We start from the raw sequence: 17,583 nt of genomic DNA, 5'->3' as shown, positions 1-17,583 counted from the left end.
ATGATCAGGTTGATAGGTCCGGGGTGGAAGCGCGGTGACGCGTGCAGCTGACGGATACTAATCGATCGAGGACTTAACCACGAAAAGCGAGGGTGCCTTGTTTAGCCCCGACAAGCGAATGTTATGACCGGCACGGAGCCGTCTTTTGGCTCCGTGGCGGGCAGGTGATTCGACCTCGAGGGGCTAGGCACCGGAGCTGGACAATTTTCAAAGTTAGAAACCAAAGCTATTCTCCGTTTACAGTTTTTTCTCCCATCCGGTTTTCAGGGAACACATCCCAAAATAAAATACAGGTCCGGTGATGATGGCGGAAAGGTCACACCCGAACACATCCCGAACTCGGAAGTTAAGCTTTCCAGCGCCGATGGTAGTTGGGGGTTTCCCCCTGCGAGAGTAGGACGTTGCCGGGCCATAATACGGAGGATTAGCTCAGCTGGGAGAGCGTCTGCCTTACAAGCAGAGGGTCGGCGGTTCGATCCCGTCATCCTCCATTTTTATGCCATCCCGGTTCAGGGGCAACCGGCTTTCTATCGGAAGTTCGGGGATACTGCCTTGTGACCGGCACCATACTTGCGGGAATCCTGAAAGAAAATAGATATGTACATATTTAACCCAATATAGTATAATTTTCTTTGTGACAAGTAATGTCGTTATCGGAATATGAGCCATTAGCTCAGTTGGTAGAGCATCTGACTTTTAATCAGAGGGTCGCAGGTTCGAATCCTGCATGGCTCACCATTTATCTTATCCGCGGGTGTGGCGGAATTGGCAGACGCACCAGACTTAGGATCTGGCGCCGCAAGGCGTGGGGGTTCGACTCCCTTCACCCGCACTGTTTAGCACGATATGCGGAAGTAGTTCAGTGGTAGAACATCACCTTGCCAAGGTGGGGGTCGCGGGTTCGAATCCCGTCTTCCGCTTCATTTTATCCCGCCGGTGTGGCGGAATTGGCAGACGCACAGGACTTAAAATCCTGCGGTAGGTGACTACCGTACCGGTTCGACTCCGGTCCTCGGCATCAGTACCATGACAAATGCGCCCATAGCTCAATTGGATAGAGCGTTTGACTACGGATCAAAAGGTTAGGGGTTCGACTCCTCTTGGGCGCGCTTATTCCTCTTTCGGGAAGTAGCTCAGCTTGGCAGAGCACATGGTTAGGGACCATGGGGTCGCAGGTTCAAATCCTGTCTTCCCGACCATGAAGATGATCATAGTGGGGCCTTAGCTCAGCTGGGAGAGCGCCTGCTTTGCACGCAGGAGGTCAGCGGTTCGATCCCGCTAGGCTCCACCAAACAGGTCAAATAACGGCGGCGTAGCTCAGCTGGCTAGAGCGTACGGTTCATACCCGTGAGGTCGGGGGTTCGATCCCCTCCGCCGCTATATTTCGTATATCGGACCTTTAGCTCAGCTGGTTAGAGCAGACGGCTCATAACCGTCCGGTCGTAGGTTCGAGTCCTACAAGGTCCACCATTTTTTATTTTTTGCTTATCATACGGAGGAATACCCAAGTCTGGCTGAAGGGATCGGTCTTGAAAACCGACAGGCGGGTTACACCGCGCGGGGGTTCGAATCCCTCTTCCTCCGCCATTTCATTATTTATCATCGCGGGGTGGAGCAGTCTGGTAGCTCGTCGGGCTCATAACCCGAAGGTCGCAGGTTCAAATCCTGCCCCCGCAATTGGTCCCGTGGTGTAGCGGTTATCACGCCTGCCTGTCACGCAGGAGATCGCGGGTTCGATTCCCGTCGGGACCGCTTGTTTTGGCTCGGTAGCTCAGTCGGTAGAGCAAAGGACTGAAAATCCTTGTGTCGGCGGTTCGATTCCGTCCCGAGCCACCATTGGTTTTCAATGAAAAATATATGGCGGTTGTGGCGAAGTGGTTAACGCACCGGATTGTGGCTCCGGCATTCATGGGTTCGATTCCCATCATCCGCCCTTTGATGCGGGTGTAGTTTAGTGGTAAAACCACAGCCTTCCAAGCTGTTGTCGTGGGTTCGATTCCCATCACCCGCTCCACTTTGGGCCTATAGCTCAGCTGGTTAGAGCGCACGCCTGATAAGCGTGAGGTCGATGGTTCAAGTCCATTTAGGCCCATCTATTCCGCAGTAGCTCAGTGGTAGAGCAATCGGCTGTTAACCGATCGGTCGTAGGTTCGAATCCTACCTGCGGAGCCATATGGAGAAGTACTCAAGTGGCTGAAGAGGCGCCCCTGCTAAGGGTGTAGGTCGCGATTAGCGGCGCGAGGGTTCAAATCCCTCCTTCTCCGCCATTTCTGGCCCGTTGGTCAAGCGGTTAAGACACCGCCCTTTCACGGCGGTAACACGGGTTCGAATCCCGTACGGGTCATACTGGTCACGAAGCTGTTCCGAAAACTGCCGGAGCAGCTTTTTTTTTTGCGTGTTTTTTCACTTCTGCAAACCTCTTTGCATCCCGCCAGAGGTTCCGGGCCCCGGTGCGGGAAAAGCGCAAAAAAACGGCGGAGTGCAACACTCCGCCGTTTTTTCAAATAAAATGGTCAATTAAAAAACTGATGGATAATAGCAAACCAAAAATCGTGTTTGTCTGTGCGGTTGCTTTCATGGCAGGCAGCATTTGCAACGGTTCACTTTTTCCAATAAAGCCTTTAATGGCCCGGACCGGCTTCGGTGTGCTGACAAAAACGAGCAGTACCCACGGGGTTACAACACCGAACAAAACGAGGCCAGCCATCCAGAGGTAGGAAAGGGCAAACATCACGGCCAGAAGCAGGATGGCCCCTTTCCGGCCGAGCAGAATGGCAATCGTTTTTCTGCCATTTGCTTTATCGCCGTCCAGATCGCGGATATTGTTCGACAGCATAATAGCGCCGATTAAAATCATAATCGGAATCGAAACAAATACAATCGGCCATGTGATCGTTTTTGTTTGGATAAAAAACGATATTAATATAATGATTACACCCATAAAAAAGCCGGAAATCAGTTCGCCGAGCGGCGTCGATGAAATTGGAAAAGGCCCTGCAGTATAAAGATACGCAACAAGCATGCAGACAGAGCCGATTACAGCAATCCACCAGGAACTTTGCGAGCAAATATAAACGCCGATCAGCATGGCTGCGCCGAAAAAAGCAAAGGCGAGGTGGAGCACCGTTTTCGGTTTGATGCCGTTTCTGACGATTGCCCCGCCGATCCCGACGGAGTGCTCGGTATCAAGGCCGCGTTTGTAATCGTAATATTCATTAAACATATTGGTTGCTGCCTGAATCAACAGGGTTGCAACCAGCATTGCAGCAAACAGCAGCAGATTGATGCGGGCAATGCCTAAAGCCAGTACTGTCCCGAGGATGACAGGAACAAAACCGGCCGTTAAGGTATGGGGCCGTGTCAATTGCCACCAGATCCGCCAGCCTTTGTCAGGGCCGATTGCTGGAGAAGATTGCGCATTCATCTTCTTACTCTCCTTTTATGCTATTCTTATAGAAATATGGCGAAATTAGTACATTTAAAGTTTAGGGAAATCAGGCCCATGTGTCAATGTATTTGGTTGACAATCTTATTTTAAGCCGTTTTGCTGAATTTAACCGGCAAATTTTATATAATAGATGAGGTATGTTCATAAAAATGTTAAGTTTTCATACGAAAACTGTGATAGATGGACCGGCAAAAAGCAAGAGAGGTTTGGAGGAGATCTTTTGGCTAATGAGGATATATTAATGAAAGAAAAAACGGCGCCGGCATTAAAACTGGTAAGCAAAGTCATAAAATGCCGCACTGCACCGGATCCGCTCCGCCTTTTTACAGCGGGTGCCGCACGTTTTTACGGCAGCCGGTTTTTTTGGCAGGATAAGAATCGCGAAACTGTATTTGTCGGTTTTGGCCGCGTCTGGTCCTGTACGGTCACAGCCTCTGACGGTTTTGCCCAAATGGAAGACGAATGGCGAAATTTGAAGGGGGCGGGCGAAGTTTATCCGGAAACCGCGGAAACCGGAACAGGGCCTGTGCTTTTCGGCGGTTTTGCGTTTGACGGGACGGTTGCCAAGCAGGAGTGGAAAACATTTGGCCAAGGCATTTTCCGCGTGCCGCAGATTCTTTTCACGTTTAAAAAAGATGCCGTCTTTCTTACGGTAAACGGATGCGGCGGAACAGAGAGCGTGCAGGAAGCGGAGAAAACTGCACGAAGCCTTTTAAACGGCAGTACAGCTTTCCCTGCACTTCCGCCTTTAAAAGCTGTACAGGAAATGGGTGCGGACGAATGGAAAAAAAGTGTCGCAACAGCCGTGCAGTTCATCCGGGAAGGGAGAATGGACAAAGTTGTCCTGGCAAGAAAACTGGAGCTTGCTTTTGACGGCGTGACGAGCCCGGATGCGGTGCTTGCGGCGCTTTCCGCCCAGCAAAATGACAGCTACTTATTTGTACTGGAAGAAGGCAGTGAAAGTTTTATCGGGGCTTCGCCGGAAAGGCTGGTAAAAAAAACGGGCCGGCATATTTTATCGACGTGCCTTGCCGGTTCGATCAAACGCGGCCGCAATGAGGCGGAGGATTTGGAACTTGGAAAAGCGCTGCTTTCGGATCAGAAAAATTTAAGTGAGCATGGTTTTGTCGTATCCATGATTCGGCAGGTGCTTGAACCTTTTTGCAACGGGCTGAATGTGCCGGGTGCGCCTGTTTTAATGCGGATGCGCGATATCCAGCATCTGTACACCCCGGTTACCGGGACAGTGAAAGACAAGAACACCACCCTTTTTCAGTTGGTCAAGGCGCTCCATCCGACGCCGGCACTTGGCGGTATTCCGCGGCAGCCGGCCATGGAAGCGATCCGGCTTCTTGAAAAAATGGACCGCGGTTTATACGGCGCGCCGATCGGCTGGGTGGATTACAGGGGAAGCGGCGAATTTTGCGTCGGCATCCGCTCCGGGCTGTTAAAGGGGGACCATGCATCCCTTTATGCCGGATGCGGTGTCGTTAAGGAATCGGAACCTGAAGAAGAATATAAAGAAACAAGCGTCAAATTTACCCCGATGCTGCGCGCATTAGGAGGCAAATAGAGTGGAACACCAGGAGATCATGACAACTTATTTGGCAGCTTTTATCCGGCAATTGTCCGCGATGGGGATCCGCTATGCGGTGGTAAGCCCCGGGTCAAGGTCGACGCCGATTGCGATGTTGTTAGCAGAACACCCGGATTTTCAAATTTACATGGATATTGATGAACGGTCAGCCGCTTTTTTTGCGCTCGGGCTTGCAAAAGAAAAACGCAAACCGGTTGTGCTTTTATGCACGTCTGGCACGGCTGCCGCCAACTATTATCCGGCGGTTGCGGAAGCCAATATTTCACGCGTGCCGCTCATTGTGCTGACGGCAGACCGGCCGCATGAACTACGCAATGTCGGTGCCCCGCAAGCCATTGACCAGATCCGTCTGTACGGCACCCATGTCAAGTGGTTTGAGGAAATGCCGCTTCCGGAAGCAGGGGAAGAAGTGCTTCAATTTGTCCGGCAGACGGCGGCCAGGGCAGTAGTAACGTCTCTTCAGCAGCCGGCGGGCCCCGTGCATCTTAATTTTCCGTTGCGCGAGCCGCTTGTTCCGGTTCTTAAGCCGTCTCCTTTTGCCAGCGAAGTACCGGTAGCGGCAATTGAAAATTTTTCCGGCACCCTGCAGCTTTCAGAAGAAACGGTTGAAATCGCGGCAAAAGAGATCCGGGAAAAGGACCGGGGCCTGATCATTTGTGGGCCGATGGATATTCCTGGCTTTGCGGAGGCGGTTGTGGCGCTCAGCGAAAAAACGGGTTACCCGGTGCTGGCAGATCCGTTGTCACAACTGCGGAGCGGCCGGCACGGGAAAGAAAGGATCATTGAAAATTATGATTCCTTGCTGAAAGATCCGAAATGGTCCGGCCGCCTTGCACCGGATGTTGTGATTCGTTTCGGCGCCATGCCGGTTTCCAAACCGCTGACCCTTCTGCTGAAAAAAGTGAAAACAGCCGCCCATTATATTGTTGATGGCGGAAACGGCTGGAGAGATCCCGTGAAGCGGGGAACAACGGTTGTTTATTCGGATGAAATTGAGTTTTGTAAAAAATTATCAAATGCAATTGTGATGAACCCGTTTTCGGAATGGTTTGCCATGTGGCGAAAATTGAATCAGCAAGCGCGGCAGATTGTTACAGCTTCGCTGGAGGCGGAAGAAACCTTTGATGAAGGAAAAACGGTAACCGAACTTGCTGCTGCTTTGCCGGATGGCAGCACGCTTTTTGTCGGCAACAGCATGCCAATCCGGGATGTCGACACATTTTTCCAGGCAACAGATAAAAAGATCCGGATTCTGGCAAACCGTGGCGCGAACGGCATTGACGGCGTTGTGTCTAGTGCGGCCGGCGTTAGCGCGGGATGCGGCAAAGCCTTTTTGCTGATCGGCGACTTGTCCTTTTTCCATGATTTAAACGGCCTGTTGATGACGAAGATGCACAAGCTCAATCTTTGTGTGATTTTGATCAACAATAACGGCGGGGGCATTTTTTCTTTCCTACCCCAGGCGGATGAGCCGGAAAAATTTGAGCAGCTGTTCGGCACGCCGACGGACCTCGCATTTGAATATGCGGTTAAAATGTATGGCGGGAGCTACGTCCAGCCTCAAAACTGGGATCAATTTCGGGCGGCGCTTTTTGCTTATAAAGGCGGGCTGCAGGTGATTGAAGTCCGGACAAACCGGGCGAAAAATGTCGAAAGCCACCGGAAAATCTGGTTACAGGTTTCCCGGGAAATGGAACGGTATTTTCAAGGTGAGCAACAATGAGAATTAACGGATTAGAATACCATGTAGAAACGGCTGGTGACAAGGAACCGTTGCTGCTGCTTCATGGTTTTACAGGAAATGGGAATACCTGGAATGATACGGTTGCGATGCTGCGGGACGAATTCCGCTGCATTGTGGTGGATATCATCGGCCACGGCAAAACCGAAAAACCGGATGATCCCGGCCGCTATGACATTACAAAAGCTGCCGCTGATTTGCGTGCGGTGCTTCAGGCGCTTGGCATCCGCCGGGCGTCTGTCCTCGGCTATTCGATGGGCGGGCGGCTGGCGCTTACGTTTGCCGTCCGGTATCCGCAAATGGTAGATAAACTTGTACTGGAAAGCGCGTCTCCCGGCTTGAAAACGGAAGCGGAACGGCTGGCGCGGCGAGAGCGGGATGAACAGCTGGCGGAACGGATTTTGGCCGGGGGCATTGAAGCATTTGTCAGCCATTGGGAAAATCTCCCGCTGTTTGCATCACAGAAACAGTTGCCGGCTGGGGTGCGGGGGAAAATCCGCAAACAGCGCCTTGAAAATGACCCGGCTGGTTTGGCGAACAGCCTGCGCGGCATGGGGACAGGCGCGCAGCCATCATGGTGGGGAAGACTCTCTGAACTTCATTTCCCCGTCTTGCTTGCAACTGGCGAATGGGATGCCAAGTTTTGCCAGATTGCCGGAGAGATGGAAGAGCGGCTCCCGAATGCCAAAAAAATTATTTTTCCGCATGCCGGCCATGCAATTCATGTGGAAGATCCGAAAAAGTTTGGTACAATGGTAAAGGGATTTTTAAAAAATTGTTGATAAATTGTCGTAAAATGTACATAAAAAAGGAGGAATCATCATGGCAGTTGAATGGAAAACTGAGCATGAGTATGAAGATATTTTATATGAATCCTATAATGGCATTGCCAAAATTACGATTAACCGTCCCCATGTGCGCAATGCTTTCCGGCCGGAAACGGTAACCGAGATGTATGATGCGTTTTCACGGGCGCGCGATGATGCCAATATCGGGGTCATTATTTTAACCGGTATGGGGGAAAAGGCCTTTTGTTCCGGCGGCGACCAAAAAGTGCGCGGCAATGGCGGCTATGTGGGCAGCGACAATATTCCGCGTCTGAACGTGCTTGATTTGCAGCGTTTGATCCGTGTGATTCCGAAACCGGTCATTGCCATGGTAGCAGGTTATGCGATCGGCGGCGGGCATGTGCTGCATGTGGTTTGTGATTTGACGATTGCGGCCGACAATGCCATTTTCGGCCAGACCGGACCGAAAGTTGGCAGCTTCGACGGCGGTTACGGCGCAGGTTACCTTGCAAGGATCGTCGGCCATAAAAAAGCGCGCGAAATCTGGTATTTGTGCCGCCAGTACAACGCGCAGGAAGCGTTGGAAATGGGGCTTGTCAACGCAGTCGTGCCTTATGAAAAACTGGAAGAAGAAACGATCAAATGGGCGGAGGAAATCCTTGAGAAAAGCCCAATGGCGATCCGTTTCCTGAAAGCCGCATTCAATGCTGATACGGACGGGCTTGCCGGCCTCCAGCAATTTGCGGGCGATGCAACCCTTTTGTATTACACAACGGACGAAGCAAAAGAAGGCCGCGATGCATTCAAGGAAAAACGCAAACCAGACTTCGGCCAGTTCCCGCGTTTCCCGTGATTGGAAAATGGGCTGTCTCAACTGAGGCAGCCTGAATTTTTTTCGGAAGCCCGGCAGTTCCCGCTATGGGCCAAGAAAAACCCCAATTGTTGAAACTGGGCGGGGAAAAGCTGCATAAACCGGTTGGAGCACCCAATCAGACAAAAGGGCGGTTAATCCCCTGTGAATTGTCCAATTGGAGCCTCCAATTGGACAAAATGGCGTGCCTCCACCGGGAAACTGATCCATCAGCCCGTCTAAATAGACAAAAGAGCGGGAGGGGGTGCGCGAATTGTCCGATTGGAGGGCCCATTCAGATAATCCGCAGACACATCCCGCCAGCTGTCCCGTTGCCCAATCTTTGCAAACTTGATTCAAAGATCTAAAACCCATTTATTCAGGTGATGTTATGCTACCCAATTTTTTAAAACAGCGCGCATATTTAACGCCGAACCGGATTGCGCTCGTCAGTCAAGGCGAAAGTCTGACGTTTGCCGGGCTGTACGAGAAGGCGAAAGAATTGGCGCGGAAGCTGTCCGGCTGCGGCATGCAGGCGGAAGATACGGCAGCGGTCCTTTTAAACAGTCGCGCGGAAACGGTAGCCATTCTCCATGCGCTGCAGCAGCTCCGTGTCCGCACCCTTTTTCTCAACCACCGTTTAACGACGGCGGAAATGCAGTACCAGCTCACCGACAGCGGCGCGAAATGGCTGATTACAGAAAAAGCGTTCCGAGAAAAAACAGAAGTGTTAAACGAAACAGCAACCGTGATTCAAAGCGAAGCACTTGGCGATTTGCCGGCTGCGGGCTACGAAGAACGTGCGGAGTTTGCACTCGGGGATGTCTGCTCGATCATGTACACATCCGGCACAACTGGCAAACCAAAAGGCGTCCTGCAAACATACGGCAACCACTGGTGGAGCGCCGCCGGTTCTGCGCTCAATCTCGGCGTGCGGGAAGACGATACGTGGCTGTGCGCAGTGCCGCTTTTTCATATCAGCGGTTTTTCGATCCTGATGCGTTCTGTTTTTTATGGCATGACGGTTTATTTAATGGAAAAATTTGATGAAAAAGAGACGGCCAAACTGCTGAAGTCCGGCCGCATTACAACGATGTCGGTTGTGGCCAACATGCTGCAGCGTTTGCTTCGTGAACTCGGACACGACAGCCTTCATCCGAACTTCCGCTGCCTCCTGCTCGGCGGGGGGCCGGCGCCGCGCCCGCTGCTTGAAGCGTGTGCCGAAAAGAATATCCCGGTTTTTCAGTCATACGGCATGACCGAAACGGCCTCGCAAACCGTGACGCTTGCCCCGGAAGACAGTCTGCGAAAAATCGGGTCGGCGGGGAAACCGTTATTCCCGGCGCAAATTCGGATTGTTTCCGATGGCAAAGTGTGCGGGCCGTTTGAACACGGGGAAATTGCGGTAAAAGGGCCGAACGTGACAATCGGTTATCTGAACCGCCCGGATGCGAACCGGAAAAGTTTCCGGGAAGGCTGGTTTTTCACCGGCGATATCGGTTATCTGGATGATGAAGGCTTTTTATACGTACTGGACAGGCGCTCCGATCTGATCATCTCCGGCGGCGAAAATATCTATCCGGCTGAAATTGAAGAGGTGCTCCTTGCCCATCCGGATATTCTTGAAGCCGGGGTCATCGGCGTGGAGGACGAAAAGTGGGGCCAGGTGCCGGCTGCGTTTATTGTCACAAAAAGGGCAGTCCGGGAGAGGGAGCTGCAGGCTTTTTGCGAAACGCGGCTCGCAAAATTTAAAATTCCGAAAAAAGTGTATGCCGTTCCCGCGCTGCCTCGGAATGCATCGAATAAGCTGGTGCGCAGGAAGCTGCTGGAGCTGCTGCCGTCATGATCGGGATTGAAAAAGTATCGCTTTCTGTGATCAAAATGCCGCTTAAGTCCCCGTTTGAAAATGCGCTCGAAAAAGTAACGGAGCGGGAAGCAATCCTGCTTGAAGTATTAGATAAGGAAGGGGTGGCCGGTTTCGGGGAAGCTGTTGCATTTTCAACCCCGTGGTACACAGAAGAGACGGTGCAGACATGCTTTCACATGCTGAAAGATGTGCTCGTCCCGCTTCTTCGGGAAAAGCCGGTTGCACACCCAAAAGAAGTGAGCGGCCGGTTCCGGTCCGTCCGGCGCAATCATATGGCAAAGGCGGCAATCGAAACGGCTATCTGGGATTTGTATGCGAAAAAGAAGCAAAAGCCGCTTTGGCGGTTAATCGGGGGCGCACGGGACCGCGTGGATGCCGGCGTTGCGGTCGGCAGCCATGATACAGCGGATGCGCTCCGGCAAATCGGGGCGTTTGTTGATGAGGGCTATAAAAGGGTGAAAGTCAAAATCAAGCCCGGCCATGATGAAGCGTTTGTCCGCGAAATCCGGGATGCATTTCCTGATCTCACGCTGATGGCGGATGCGAACTCCACGTACACGCTGGCGGATGCGCCGCGTTTGAAAAGGCTCGACCGGTACGGGCTCCTGATGATTGAACAGCCGCTTGCCGCCGATGATATTGTGGAGCACGCGGCATTGCAAAAGCAGCTGGAGACGCCGGTTTGTCTGGATGAAAGCATCGTAACATATCATGATGCGGAAAGCGCGCTCCGGCTCGGCAGCTTCCGGGCGCTCAATATTAAAATTGGGCGGGTCGGCGGGCTCTATCCGGCGATCCGGCTCCATGACCTTTGTGCATCCCGTGGCATTCCGGTCTGGTGCGGCGGCATGATCGAATTTGGCGTATCGCGCGCCTTTAACCTCGCGCTCGCCTCTTTGCCGGGCTTTACGATTCCGGGCGATATTTCTTCATCCAGCCGGTTTTGGGAAAAAGATATCATTGAACCGGAAATCACGGCGGAAAACGGGCAAATCCGCCTGCCGGACAGACCGGGAACCGGGTTTGAGATCGACCGCGCCTATGTAAAAAAAATCCGGACATATACCGAAACGATATGAAAAAACTGCCGCACAAGACGGCAGTTTTTTCGTGAAAACATCGATTCGAATGTCTTATAAGTGCCTTTACGGCTGGACGTTCGAGATCTTTTCATGAAGACATTCGATTCAAATGACTGATAAGTGAAATTGGCCTTTACAGGTGAACGCTTGGTTTTTTTTTATAAAACATCGATTTTGAAAATGAAATCAGCCCACACGGCTGGAAGCTCGAGGTTTTTTCATTCAAGTGTCTTATCAGTGAAATGGCCCTTCATGCCAGGTTTCATGAAAACATCGATTCAAACGTTTTACAATCGGTTTCCTGCTGGTTTTCAGCCCGGGTTCCTGTATGGCTCACGATGTAAATTTCCTCGGCAGAACAAAGATTGCCCTCCTCCCAGAACACACAGTTCCTGACTTCGCATAACACATCTTTTGCCATGCGGGACACCCCCTTAAAACATGCCGTACGCTTTTAGTTTCTGCAGCGTGCGGCAAACCATTACTGCAAAGCTTTTTCCAATTCTTTTAAATTGTCGTCCATCAATGTAAAGTAATCTTTATGCGCTTTGATTTCTTCGTTCGTCCGGACGCCGAGATGGTGGATGTAAACCGCTTTTGTATTCGTTTCCTGTTGGACCACTTTCGCAATTTTGGAAGGCACATTTTTTTCAAACACGATGTAGGAAATATGGTCCTGTTTTACTTTTTGGATAATGTTCTCCAGCTGTTTTTGCGACGGTTCATCCGAAGTGGAAAGCCCGGCGATCGGAATTTGTTTGATGCCGTACCGTTTTACCCAGTAGCCGTATGCTGCGTGGGAAACGACAACTTCTTTGTTGTCTGACTTTAATACCGCCTGTTTGTATGCTGCATTGACCCGGTCCAGTTTCTTTGCCAGCTGATCGTAATTTTTCTTAAAATACGCTTTTTGCTCCGGCATTTTTTTTGAAAGCTGTGTTGTAATCATGCCGGCCATTTGCTTGACGTAAATGGGGTCGAGCCAGACATGCGGATCGGCTTTTGCATTTGTTTTATCCGGAACAGGAAGCCGGTCTCCGAGTGCCATCATTTTCACATTCTGGCCTTCGAGCACTTGTTTTGCCTTGCTCGCAAAGCCTTCAAGCCCGAGCCCGATGTAAAAGAAAAAGTCGGAATCGGCGAGCTTCAGGATATCTTTCTGTGACGGTTCGTATGTATGTTCATCCGTGCCCGGCGGATAAATCGTTTTTACCGTCACATACTTTCCGCCAATTTGCTGTGTAACATATTCCAGTGGATAGACGGTGGTATAAACCGAAATTTTATGATCCTGCTTGCTTTCCTGTTTGTTTGTACATGCCGTAACAAACAGCATGGTAAAAGCGAGTAGTACGGGAAAAAGTTTTTTCAAAGCGGACGATTCCTTTCTTTGTTTAATTCGTAATGATTACGATTTACTCACAAAAAATATATTACTAAAATCCGCTTTATATGGCAAGAAAAATTTTTAAGGGACAGCAAATGCTGCCCCTTAATCTTTTTTATCTTCTTCTTCTTCGGTTTCAAGCATGCCGTAAGCGCCGTTCATGGTCTGTTCGTGGGGGTCAGCGCCGAAATCGTCGCCCTTTTTTTGCTGCTCTTTTTTCTCTTCCATACAAAACGCCTCCACCTGTAGCGTTTTCCCGAAATGGGAAACGTATACGGGGGGAGGCTTGCGGTTTGAATGCAAAATGGTTTGTTTTTTCACCGGCCCGGAGGAATTAACCAGACGTTCAATGTTTTTTCACCGGCCACTGGTCCGGAACGGGATCATACCCGCCGGCGTGGAATGGGTGGCATTTTAAAATTCTTCTGATTGCCAGGTAGCCGCCGCGGAGTGCGCCGAACCGTTTGACCGCTTCAAGCCCGTAATTCGAGCAGGTCGGCTGAAACCGGCAGCTTGGCGGAAACAGCGGGGAAATCGCAAGTTGATACAAACGGATCAGTTTAATGAAAATGAACTTCAGCATCGATCTGCCCCTTTCTTCGTTTATTTTAGCATGTTTTCAAAAAAGATGTGCAACATATGATTGGATGTTTGAAGGCCCGGAAAAAGGGTACAAACAAAGCAGGAGGTTGATCAAACATGGCAGAAAACGAACAATTAAAGGAAATCTTAAATAAGCAGGTTGCCAATTGGACAGTACTTTATACCAAATTGCACAACTACCATTGGTATGTGAAAGGGCCGAACTTTTTAAGCCTTCACGCCAAATTTGAAGAATTGTACAATCTTGCAAATGACTATCTCGATGAACTGGCTGAACGTCTTCTCGCTTTAAACGGCAATCCGGTGGCGACATTGAAAGGAAGCCTTGAATTGTCCTCGGTACAGGAAGCAAGCGGCAATGAGAGCACAGAGGAAATGGTGCAGGCGACTGCCAACGACTTTGCGATGATCGCGAAAGAACTAGAGGAAGCGATCGGGCTCGCCAACAGAATTGGCGATGACGCAACCGCCGACATGCTTACCAACATCCAGGAAACGCTTGATAAAAACATTTGGATGCTGAACGCCTTTCTTGGAAAGCGGTAATTAAAAGCGGGGTGCGAAACTGGCCGGCCCCCGCCATAAAGGCTGTCCCGCCAAAGCGGAACAGCCTTTATTACTGCAAATATTTTGTTGTCGGGTAAGCGTCAAAGCCTGCGTAATCGGAAAATTTATCTTTCAGTGTCTCCAGTATGTATAATCCGATAAAATGTTCCAGTTCGGCTGTGCTCATTTCGCGCACAATCCCAAGCAGGTCTTTCCGGTTGTAATTTTCGACGACCGCTGCAGAAATGGCGTCCAAGTCTTCTTCATCCCCCGTCAGCCGGTCCCGGTACAGCTCAAACAATTCATCGACTAGCCTCATGCCGTCTCCTCCTTTATTTATTTCTTATTCACTATCCGCAATGGGGCCTTTTTAAACATTTTATGATTATTTTTACGCGATGTACCTCGAAAAATACAAGAGGTTTCAATAAAAATTTCGCCAATTTTTGCACCCGCTTGCGTATAATGAAGAACAGGAGGGATTTGATGTGTACCGGTTTACAGATTTGAACGGCAACCCAGTTACACTTATTTTTGAAAAAAATGCTTTTTCCATAGAGCCGCAGCATGTGCTCGTGCTCGCACGCTACCGCGGAAACTGGCTTTTGACAAGGCATCCGAAGCGGGGGCTTGAGTTTCCCGGCGGAAAAAGGGAAGCGGGCGAGACGGTCCGGGAAGCGGCTCGACGCGAGCTGTATGAAGAAACGGGCGGTATTCCGGAAAACCTTCAATATATCGGGGAGTATTGCGTCTGTGATCAGGCGCGCGGGCCGTTTGTAAAGGCAGTTTTTTACGCGGGCATCGGCCGGCTTGAACCCAAACACGACTATTTGGAAACGGATGGGCCTGTTGTTGTGGAAGGGAATCTTGTTGAAAAATTGCAGTCCCCGTCATTCAGTTTTCTCATGAAAGACGGGGTTGTCGAAACAGCGCTCAGGCATCTTGAAAAATAAGAATGGGGGGAACCCTCATCTGTCTTTTGCCAGCTTTTTCTCCAGCCAGCCGACAAGCTGGTACATCATGGTTGCCACAATGGCAATCAGGATCATCGAAAGCATGACGAGCGTAAAATTAAACACCTGGAAACCATAGATGATCATGTAGCCGAGCCCTTTTGAAGATACGAGATACTCGCCGACAATGACCCCGACCCATGCAAGCCCGACATTGACTTTCAGCGTGGAAATGATCACAGGAATCGATGCCGGGAAAATGGCTTCCCGGAACACCTGTAAACGGGAGGCGCCGAACGAGTGCAGCACTTTCGTGTAATTCGGGTCCACATCCCGGAACGCCGTATAAATGACGATGGTTGTCACAATGACGGAGATAATGACGCCCATGGCAACAATAGAAGAGAATCCCGGGCCCATGCTGACAATTAAAATCGGACCGAGCGCTACTTTCGGCATGGCGTTAAGGACGACGAGATACGGATCAAGAATCTTTGATAAAAACGGCGACCACCAAAGAACGGCGGCAAGTGCCGCGCCGAGCACAGTCCCGAGGATAAAGCCCATGATGGTTTCAAAAACGGTAATCCCCAAATGGACGTAAAGCGAGCCGTCTTCCAACTTTGCCACCAATAACGCCCACACTTTGGACGGGGAGCTGAAAATGAGCGGGTCAATCCAATGGAGACGGCTCGCCAGTTCCCAAAGGCAGAAAAAGACAATTAAAATGAAAAGCTGGAAAAAGCGGACCCGGCGTTTTTCTTTGCGTATCGCGGCAAGGTAATCTTCATGCCGGAGCGTTGTATTTTCAGCTGTTTTCAAGGGACTCCAGCTCCTTCCATATGTCGTTGAAAAGTTCGGAATAGGTTTGCCGGCTCCGCGCTTCAAACGGGCGGAGGCGGCGCAGCTCTTCTGGCACATCAAAAATTTTATGGAGCCTGCCGGGTTTTGACGCCAACAGCAGGATCCGGTCGCTCATCGCAATGGCTTCGCCGATATCGTGCGTGACAAGCACTGCTGTTTTATGGAATTGCTTCAGCGTGTCAAATACCAGGTCCTCCAGTTTTAATTTCGTCTGAAAATCAAGGGCGGAAAACGGTTCATCCAGCAGCAGGATTTTCGGATCGACCGCGAGCGTCCGCACAAGTGCCGCCCGCTGCCGCATTCCCCCCGAAAGTTGGCGCGGGTATTGGTTTTCAGTGCCGGCAAGGCCGATCGTTTGCAATAGGCGGAGTGTATGTTTTCTTGACGCCGGATTCAGCCGTTTTTCCAATTTCAGCCCGATCATGATGTTTTCTTCAATCGTCTTCCACGGAAACAAATAGTCCTGCTGAAGCATATAGCCGATGGAAGATTGCCGGGAACCTGGCAATTTGCCGTCAATCCGCACAATCCCCGCAGTCGGTTGCAGAAGCCCTGCAAGAATCGAAAGCAGCGTTGTTTTTCCGCAGCCACTCGGGCCCAAAAGCGAGACAAACTCGCCTTCCTCCATTTGAAACGAAATGTTTTCAAGCGCCTTTGTGGCCTGTTTAGCCGTAAAATAGGTGTGATTGACGTTTTGAACGGTCAAAAAACGCATATGTGCTGCCCGCCTGAAGGGGCGCACCCCCTTTCCGTTATTTTGCTTTTTTCACAATGGATGCGTTGACCAGTTTGTCGTACGGCACAGTATGGTCGAGTTCGCCGGCTTCTTTCATGATGTCCTGGAGCGTGTTCCAGCCGCTTTTGGTTAAAATCATATCGCTGCTAAACGAGCCCTGGCTGCGGTACCGTTCAATAGAGGAGGCGAGCATATCGGTATTCGTGTCTTTAAAATAAGGATGGACTGTTTTTGCGACCGTTTCCGCATCGGTTTTTTGCACCCATTTTCCGGCCTTCAGCAGGGCGCGGACAAATTTCACCGCTGTTTTTTCATGTTCTTTCAAATAGCTTTGCTTTGCCATGAAGGTGGTGTACGGCACTTTGCCGGATTCTTTGCCGAAAGAAGCCACAATATAACCCTTTCCTTCTTTTTCCATTGTGGATGCGGTCGGTTCAAACAGCTGGACAAAATCCCCTGTGCCGGATGCATAAGCATTGGCGACATTGGCAAAATCGATGTTTTGGATCAGCTTCGTGTCTTTGTGCGGGTCAATGCCGTGCTTTTTCAGGACATATTCGCCGACCATCTGCGGCATTCCGCCTTTCCTTTGGCCGAGAAAAGTGGTGCCTTTCAACATATCCCACGAAAAATGGCCGATTTTTTTGCGCGAGACGAGAAATGTTCCGTCTGTCGCCGTCAGCTGCGCAAAATTGATAACCGGGTCTGCCCCTTTTTGTTTGTATACGTAGATGGACGTTTCCGATCCGACGAGCGCAATATCGGTTCCCCCTGAAAGCAGGGCAGTCATCGTTTTGTCCCCGCCCCATGTGGTCGCCAGCTTAATATCAAGCCCTTCCTCTTTGAAATAGCCTTTCGCAAGCGCGACATAAAGCGGGGTGTAAAAGACGGAACGCGTCACTTCGGCAACCCGCACTTTTTGCAATGCTTTTTTCTTTGAACCTTTACTCCCGCACGCGCTTAAACTGAATGCAAGCAATACGGCAAGCAGAAGCGTGAATCCGGATTTGAGCCACTTTTTCATCATGCAACCTCCTTCAATAAAGTTCAATTATCTCTCATTTACTCGCATATTCTCCAAATTTCATAGGTATTTGATTTACACCTAATCGTTGTCACAC

General features: G+C 50.6%; 17 protein-coding genes, 20 tRNA genes and 1 rRNA gene. 29 read left to right on the top strand and 9 right to left on the bottom strand.

Annotated elements, in window-relative coordinates; all coding sequences use genetic code 11:
- The first annotated feature begins 294 nt into the window (after nt 1-294).
- From rrf to IC21_RS12820, 21 genes are all read left to right on the top strand, one after another.
- A 5S ribosomal RNA gene (rrf, locus tag IC21_RS12920) occupies nt 295-410 on the top strand.
- A gap of 8 nt (nt 411-418) precedes the next feature.
- Nucleotides 419-491, top strand: a tRNA-Val gene (locus tag IC21_RS12915).
- Nucleotides 492-662: 171 nt separating this feature from the next.
- Nucleotides 663-738: transfer RNA gene (locus tag IC21_RS12910), tRNA-Lys, on the top strand.
- Nucleotides 739-750: 12 nt separating this feature from the next.
- Nucleotides 751-832: transfer RNA gene (locus tag IC21_RS12905), tRNA-Leu, on the top strand.
- Between the two features lie 16 nt (nt 833-848).
- Nucleotides 849-920: transfer RNA gene (locus IC21_RS12900), tRNA-Gly, on the top strand.
- Between the two features lie 12 nt (nt 921-932).
- Nucleotides 933-1,018: transfer RNA gene (locus tag IC21_RS12895), tRNA-Leu, on the top strand.
- Nucleotides 1,019-1,035: 17 nt separating this feature from the next.
- Nucleotides 1,036-1,109 (top strand) — tRNA-Arg (locus tag IC21_RS12890).
- A gap of 13 nt (nt 1,110-1,122) precedes the next feature.
- Nucleotides 1,123-1,199 (top strand) — tRNA-Pro (locus IC21_RS12885).
- A gap of 16 nt (nt 1,200-1,215) precedes the next feature.
- Nucleotides 1,216-1,291 (top strand) — tRNA-Ala (locus IC21_RS12880).
- 15 nt (nt 1,292-1,306) lie between these two features.
- A tRNA-Met gene (locus tag IC21_RS12875) sits at nt 1,307-1,380 on the top strand.
- Nucleotides 1,381-1,393: 13 nt separating this feature from the next.
- Nucleotides 1,394-1,470 (top strand) — tRNA-Ile (locus IC21_RS12870).
- A gap of 24 nt (nt 1,471-1,494) precedes the next feature.
- Nucleotides 1,495-1,587, top strand: a tRNA-Ser gene (locus IC21_RS12865).
- A 16-nt stretch (nt 1,588-1,603) separates the two neighbouring features.
- Nucleotides 1,604-1,677, top strand: a tRNA-Met gene (locus IC21_RS12860).
- Nucleotides 1,678-1,679: 2 nt separating this feature from the next.
- Nucleotides 1,680-1,752 (top strand) — tRNA-Asp (locus IC21_RS12855).
- Between the two features lie 8 nt (nt 1,753-1,760).
- Nucleotides 1,761-1,836 (top strand) — tRNA-Phe (locus IC21_RS12850).
- 24 nt (nt 1,837-1,860) lie between these two features.
- A tRNA-His gene (locus IC21_RS12845) sits at nt 1,861-1,933 on the top strand.
- 7 nt (nt 1,934-1,940) lie between these two features.
- A tRNA-Gly gene (locus tag IC21_RS12840) sits at nt 1,941-2,014 on the top strand.
- 4 nt (nt 2,015-2,018) lie between these two features.
- Nucleotides 2,019-2,092: transfer RNA gene (locus IC21_RS12835), tRNA-Ile, on the top strand.
- A 5-nt stretch (nt 2,093-2,097) separates the two neighbouring features.
- Nucleotides 2,098-2,172 (top strand) — tRNA-Asn (locus IC21_RS12830).
- A gap of 3 nt (nt 2,173-2,175) precedes the next feature.
- Nucleotides 2,176-2,267, top strand: a tRNA-Ser gene (locus IC21_RS12825).
- A gap of 5 nt (nt 2,268-2,272) precedes the next feature.
- Nucleotides 2,273-2,344: transfer RNA gene (locus IC21_RS12820), tRNA-Glu, on the top strand.
- Nucleotides 2,345-2,500: 156 nt separating this feature from the next.
- Here the strand turns inward: IC21_RS12820 and IC21_RS12815 are convergent.
- On the bottom strand, nt 2,501-3,424 hold the full coding sequence (locus IC21_RS12815; RefSeq protein WP_019720644.1) for a 1,4-dihydroxy-2-naphthoate polyprenyltransferase: 924 nt from the start codon (nt 3,422-3,424) through the stop codon (nt 2,501-2,503).
- Between the two features lie 244 nt (nt 3,425-3,668).
- On the opposite strand from IC21_RS12815, the gene IC21_RS12810 reads away from it, so the two are divergent.
- From IC21_RS12810 to menC, 6 genes are all read left to right on the top strand, one after another.
- Nucleotides 3,669-5,021 (top strand): isochorismate synthase, encoded by a 1,353-nt coding sequence (locus tag IC21_RS12810; RefSeq protein WP_234969577.1) that lies wholly within the window; start codon nt 3,669-3,671, stop codon nt 5,019-5,021.
- Nucleotide 5,022: 1 nt separating this feature from the next.
- The gene (menD, locus tag IC21_RS12805; protein ID WP_029142606.1) at nt 5,023-6,768 is read left to right on the top strand and encodes a 2-succinyl-5-enolpyruvyl-6-hydroxy-3-cyclohexene-1-carboxylic-acid synthase; all 1,746 of its coding nucleotides are present in this window, start codon (nt 5,023-5,025) and stop codon (nt 6,766-6,768) included.
- Complete coding sequence (gene menH, locus IC21_RS12800) at nt 6,765-7,568, top strand: 2-succinyl-6-hydroxy-2,4-cyclohexadiene-1-carboxylate synthase (RefSeq protein WP_019720646.1); 804 nt, start codon at nt 6,765-6,767, stop codon at nt 7,566-7,568. Before menD ends, menH begins: the two co-directional genes overlap by 4 nt.
- A 40-nt stretch (nt 7,569-7,608) precedes the next feature.
- A complete protein-coding gene (menB, locus tag IC21_RS12795; protein ID WP_013860039.1) occupies nt 7,609-8,427 on the top strand; it encodes a 1,4-dihydroxy-2-naphthoyl-CoA synthase in 819 nt (272 codons plus the stop codon).
- 388 nt (nt 8,428-8,815) lie between these two features.
- The gene (locus tag IC21_RS12790; RefSeq protein WP_013860038.1) at nt 8,816-10,270 is read left to right on the top strand and encodes an o-succinylbenzoate--CoA ligase; all 1,455 of its coding nucleotides are present in this window, start codon (nt 8,816-8,818) and stop codon (nt 10,268-10,270) included.
- Nucleotides 10,267-11,370, top strand: a complete 1,104-nt coding sequence (gene menC / locus IC21_RS12785) for an o-succinylbenzoate synthase (protein ID WP_013860037.1) — start codon at nt 10,267-10,269, stop codon at nt 11,368-11,370. The genes IC21_RS12790 and menC overlap by 4 nt, the downstream gene beginning before the upstream one ends.
- Before the next feature lie 265 nt (nt 11,371-11,635).
- On the opposite strand, the gene IC21_RS16385 is transcribed toward menC, so the two are convergent.
- From IC21_RS16385 to yidD, 4 genes are all read right to left on the bottom strand, one after another.
- The gene (locus IC21_RS16385; protein WP_073193867.1) at nt 11,636-11,794 is read right to left on the bottom strand and encodes a DUF1540 domain-containing protein; all 159 of its coding nucleotides are present in this window, start codon (nt 11,792-11,794) and stop codon (nt 11,636-11,638) included.
- Nucleotides 11,795-11,854: 60 nt separating this feature from the next.
- Entirely contained in the window at nt 11,855-12,745 is an 891-nt protein-coding gene (locus IC21_RS12780; RefSeq protein WP_029142607.1) for a metal ABC transporter solute-binding protein, Zn/Mn family, read from the bottom strand.
- 120 nt (nt 12,746-12,865) lie between these two features.
- Nucleotides 12,866-12,988, bottom strand: coding sequence for a DUF4021 domain-containing protein (locus IC21_RS16775; protein ID WP_142236798.1), 123 nt, complete (start codon nt 12,986-12,988; stop codon nt 12,866-12,868).
- A 118-nt stretch (nt 12,989-13,106) separates the two neighbouring features.
- Entirely contained in the window at nt 13,107-13,343 is a 237-nt protein-coding gene (gene yidD / locus IC21_RS12775) for a membrane protein insertion efficiency factor YidD (protein WP_017554000.1), read from the bottom strand.
- Nucleotides 13,344-13,459: 116 nt separating this feature from the next.
- Between yidD and IC21_RS12770 the strand changes: the two genes are divergently transcribed.
- A complete protein-coding gene (locus IC21_RS12770; protein WP_017554001.1) occupies nt 13,460-13,909 on the top strand; it encodes a Dps family protein in 450 nt (149 codons plus the stop codon).
- Nucleotides 13,910-13,979: 70 nt separating this feature from the next.
- On the opposite strand, the gene IC21_RS12765 is transcribed toward IC21_RS12770, so the two are convergent.
- Nucleotides 13,980-14,228, bottom strand: a complete 249-nt coding sequence (locus IC21_RS12765; RefSeq protein WP_013860030.1) for a DUF6154 family protein — start codon at nt 14,226-14,228, stop codon at nt 13,980-13,982.
- A 169-nt stretch (nt 14,229-14,397) separates the two neighbouring features.
- On the opposite strand from IC21_RS12765, the gene ytkD reads away from it, so the two are divergent.
- The gene (gene ytkD / locus IC21_RS12760; RefSeq protein WP_026104708.1) at nt 14,398-14,862 is read left to right on the top strand and encodes an RNA deprotection pyrophosphohydrolase; all 465 of its coding nucleotides are present in this window, start codon (nt 14,398-14,400) and stop codon (nt 14,860-14,862) included.
- 15 nt (nt 14,863-14,877) lie between these two features.
- On the opposite strand, the gene IC21_RS12755 is transcribed toward ytkD, so the two are convergent.
- The 3 genes from IC21_RS12755 to IC21_RS12745 are packed head-to-tail and all read right to left on the bottom strand — an operon-like array spanning nt 14,878 to nt 17,486.
- Nucleotides 14,878-15,684 (bottom strand): ABC transporter permease, encoded by an 807-nt coding sequence (locus IC21_RS12755; RefSeq protein ID WP_029142608.1) that lies wholly within the window; start codon nt 15,682-15,684, stop codon nt 14,878-14,880.
- The gene (locus tag IC21_RS12750; RefSeq protein ID WP_019720653.1) at nt 15,671-16,441 is read right to left on the bottom strand and encodes an ABC transporter ATP-binding protein; all 771 of its coding nucleotides are present in this window, start codon (nt 16,439-16,441) and stop codon (nt 15,671-15,673) included. The genes IC21_RS12755 and IC21_RS12750 overlap by 14 nt, the downstream gene beginning before the upstream one ends.
- A 37-nt stretch (nt 16,442-16,478) precedes the next feature.
- Complete coding sequence (locus IC21_RS12745; RefSeq protein ID WP_029142609.1) at nt 16,479-17,486, bottom strand: ABC transporter substrate-binding protein; 1,008 nt, start codon at nt 17,484-17,486, stop codon at nt 16,479-16,481.
- Nucleotides 17,487-17,583: the final 97 nt, after the last annotated feature.

The sequence above is a fragment of the Heyndrickxia coagulans DSM 1 = ATCC 7050 genome (genome assembly GCF_000290615.1).
In the GTDB taxonomy this organism is placed as follows: Bacteria; Bacillota; Bacilli; order Bacillales; family Bacillaceae_C; genus Weizmannia; species Weizmannia coagulans.
The sequence above is the reverse complement of the archived record's forward strand: the minus strand, read 5'-3'. Positions and strand labels throughout refer to the sequence as shown.

Coding starts and splice junctions, on each gene's coding strand:
- IC21_RS12770 (WP_017554001.1), top strand. CDS start 13,460: ATGGCAGAAAACGAACAATTAAAGGAAATCTTAAATAAGCAGGTTGCC.
- menC (WP_013860037.1), top strand. CDS start 10,267: ATGATCGGGATTGAAAAAGTATCGCTTTCTGTGATCAAAATGCCGCTT.
- IC21_RS16775 (WP_142236798.1), bottom strand. CDS start 12,988: ATGGAAGAGAAAAAAGAGCAGCAAAAAAAGGGCGACGATTTCGGCGCT.
- menH (WP_019720646.1), top strand. CDS start 6,765: ATGAGAATTAACGGATTAGAATACCATGTAGAAACGGCTGGTGACAAG.
- IC21_RS12750 (WP_019720653.1), bottom strand. CDS start 16,441: ATGCGTTTTTTGACCGTTCAAAACGTCAATCACACCTATTTTACGGCT.
- yidD (WP_017554000.1), bottom strand. CDS start 13,343: ATGCTGAAGTTCATTTTCATTAAACTGATCCGTTTGTATCAACTTGCG.
- IC21_RS12765 (WP_013860030.1), bottom strand. CDS start 14,228: ATGAGGCTAGTCGATGAATTGTTTGAGCTGTACCGGGACCGGCTGACG.
- IC21_RS16385 (WP_073193867.1), bottom strand. CDS start 11,794: ATGGCAAAAGATGTGTTATGCGAAGTCAGGAACTGTGTGTTCTGGGAG.
- IC21_RS12790 (WP_013860038.1), top strand. CDS start 8,816: ATGCTACCCAATTTTTTAAAACAGCGCGCATATTTAACGCCGAACCGG.
- IC21_RS12745 (WP_029142609.1), bottom strand. CDS start 17,486: ATGAAAAAGTGGCTCAAATCCGGATTCACGCTTCTGCTTGCCGTATTG.
- menB (WP_013860039.1), top strand. CDS start 7,609: ATGGCAGTTGAATGGAAAACTGAGCATGAGTATGAAGATATTTTATAT.
- IC21_RS12815 (WP_019720644.1), bottom strand. CDS start 3,424: ATGAATGCGCAATCTTCTCCAGCAATCGGCCCTGACAAAGGCTGGCGG.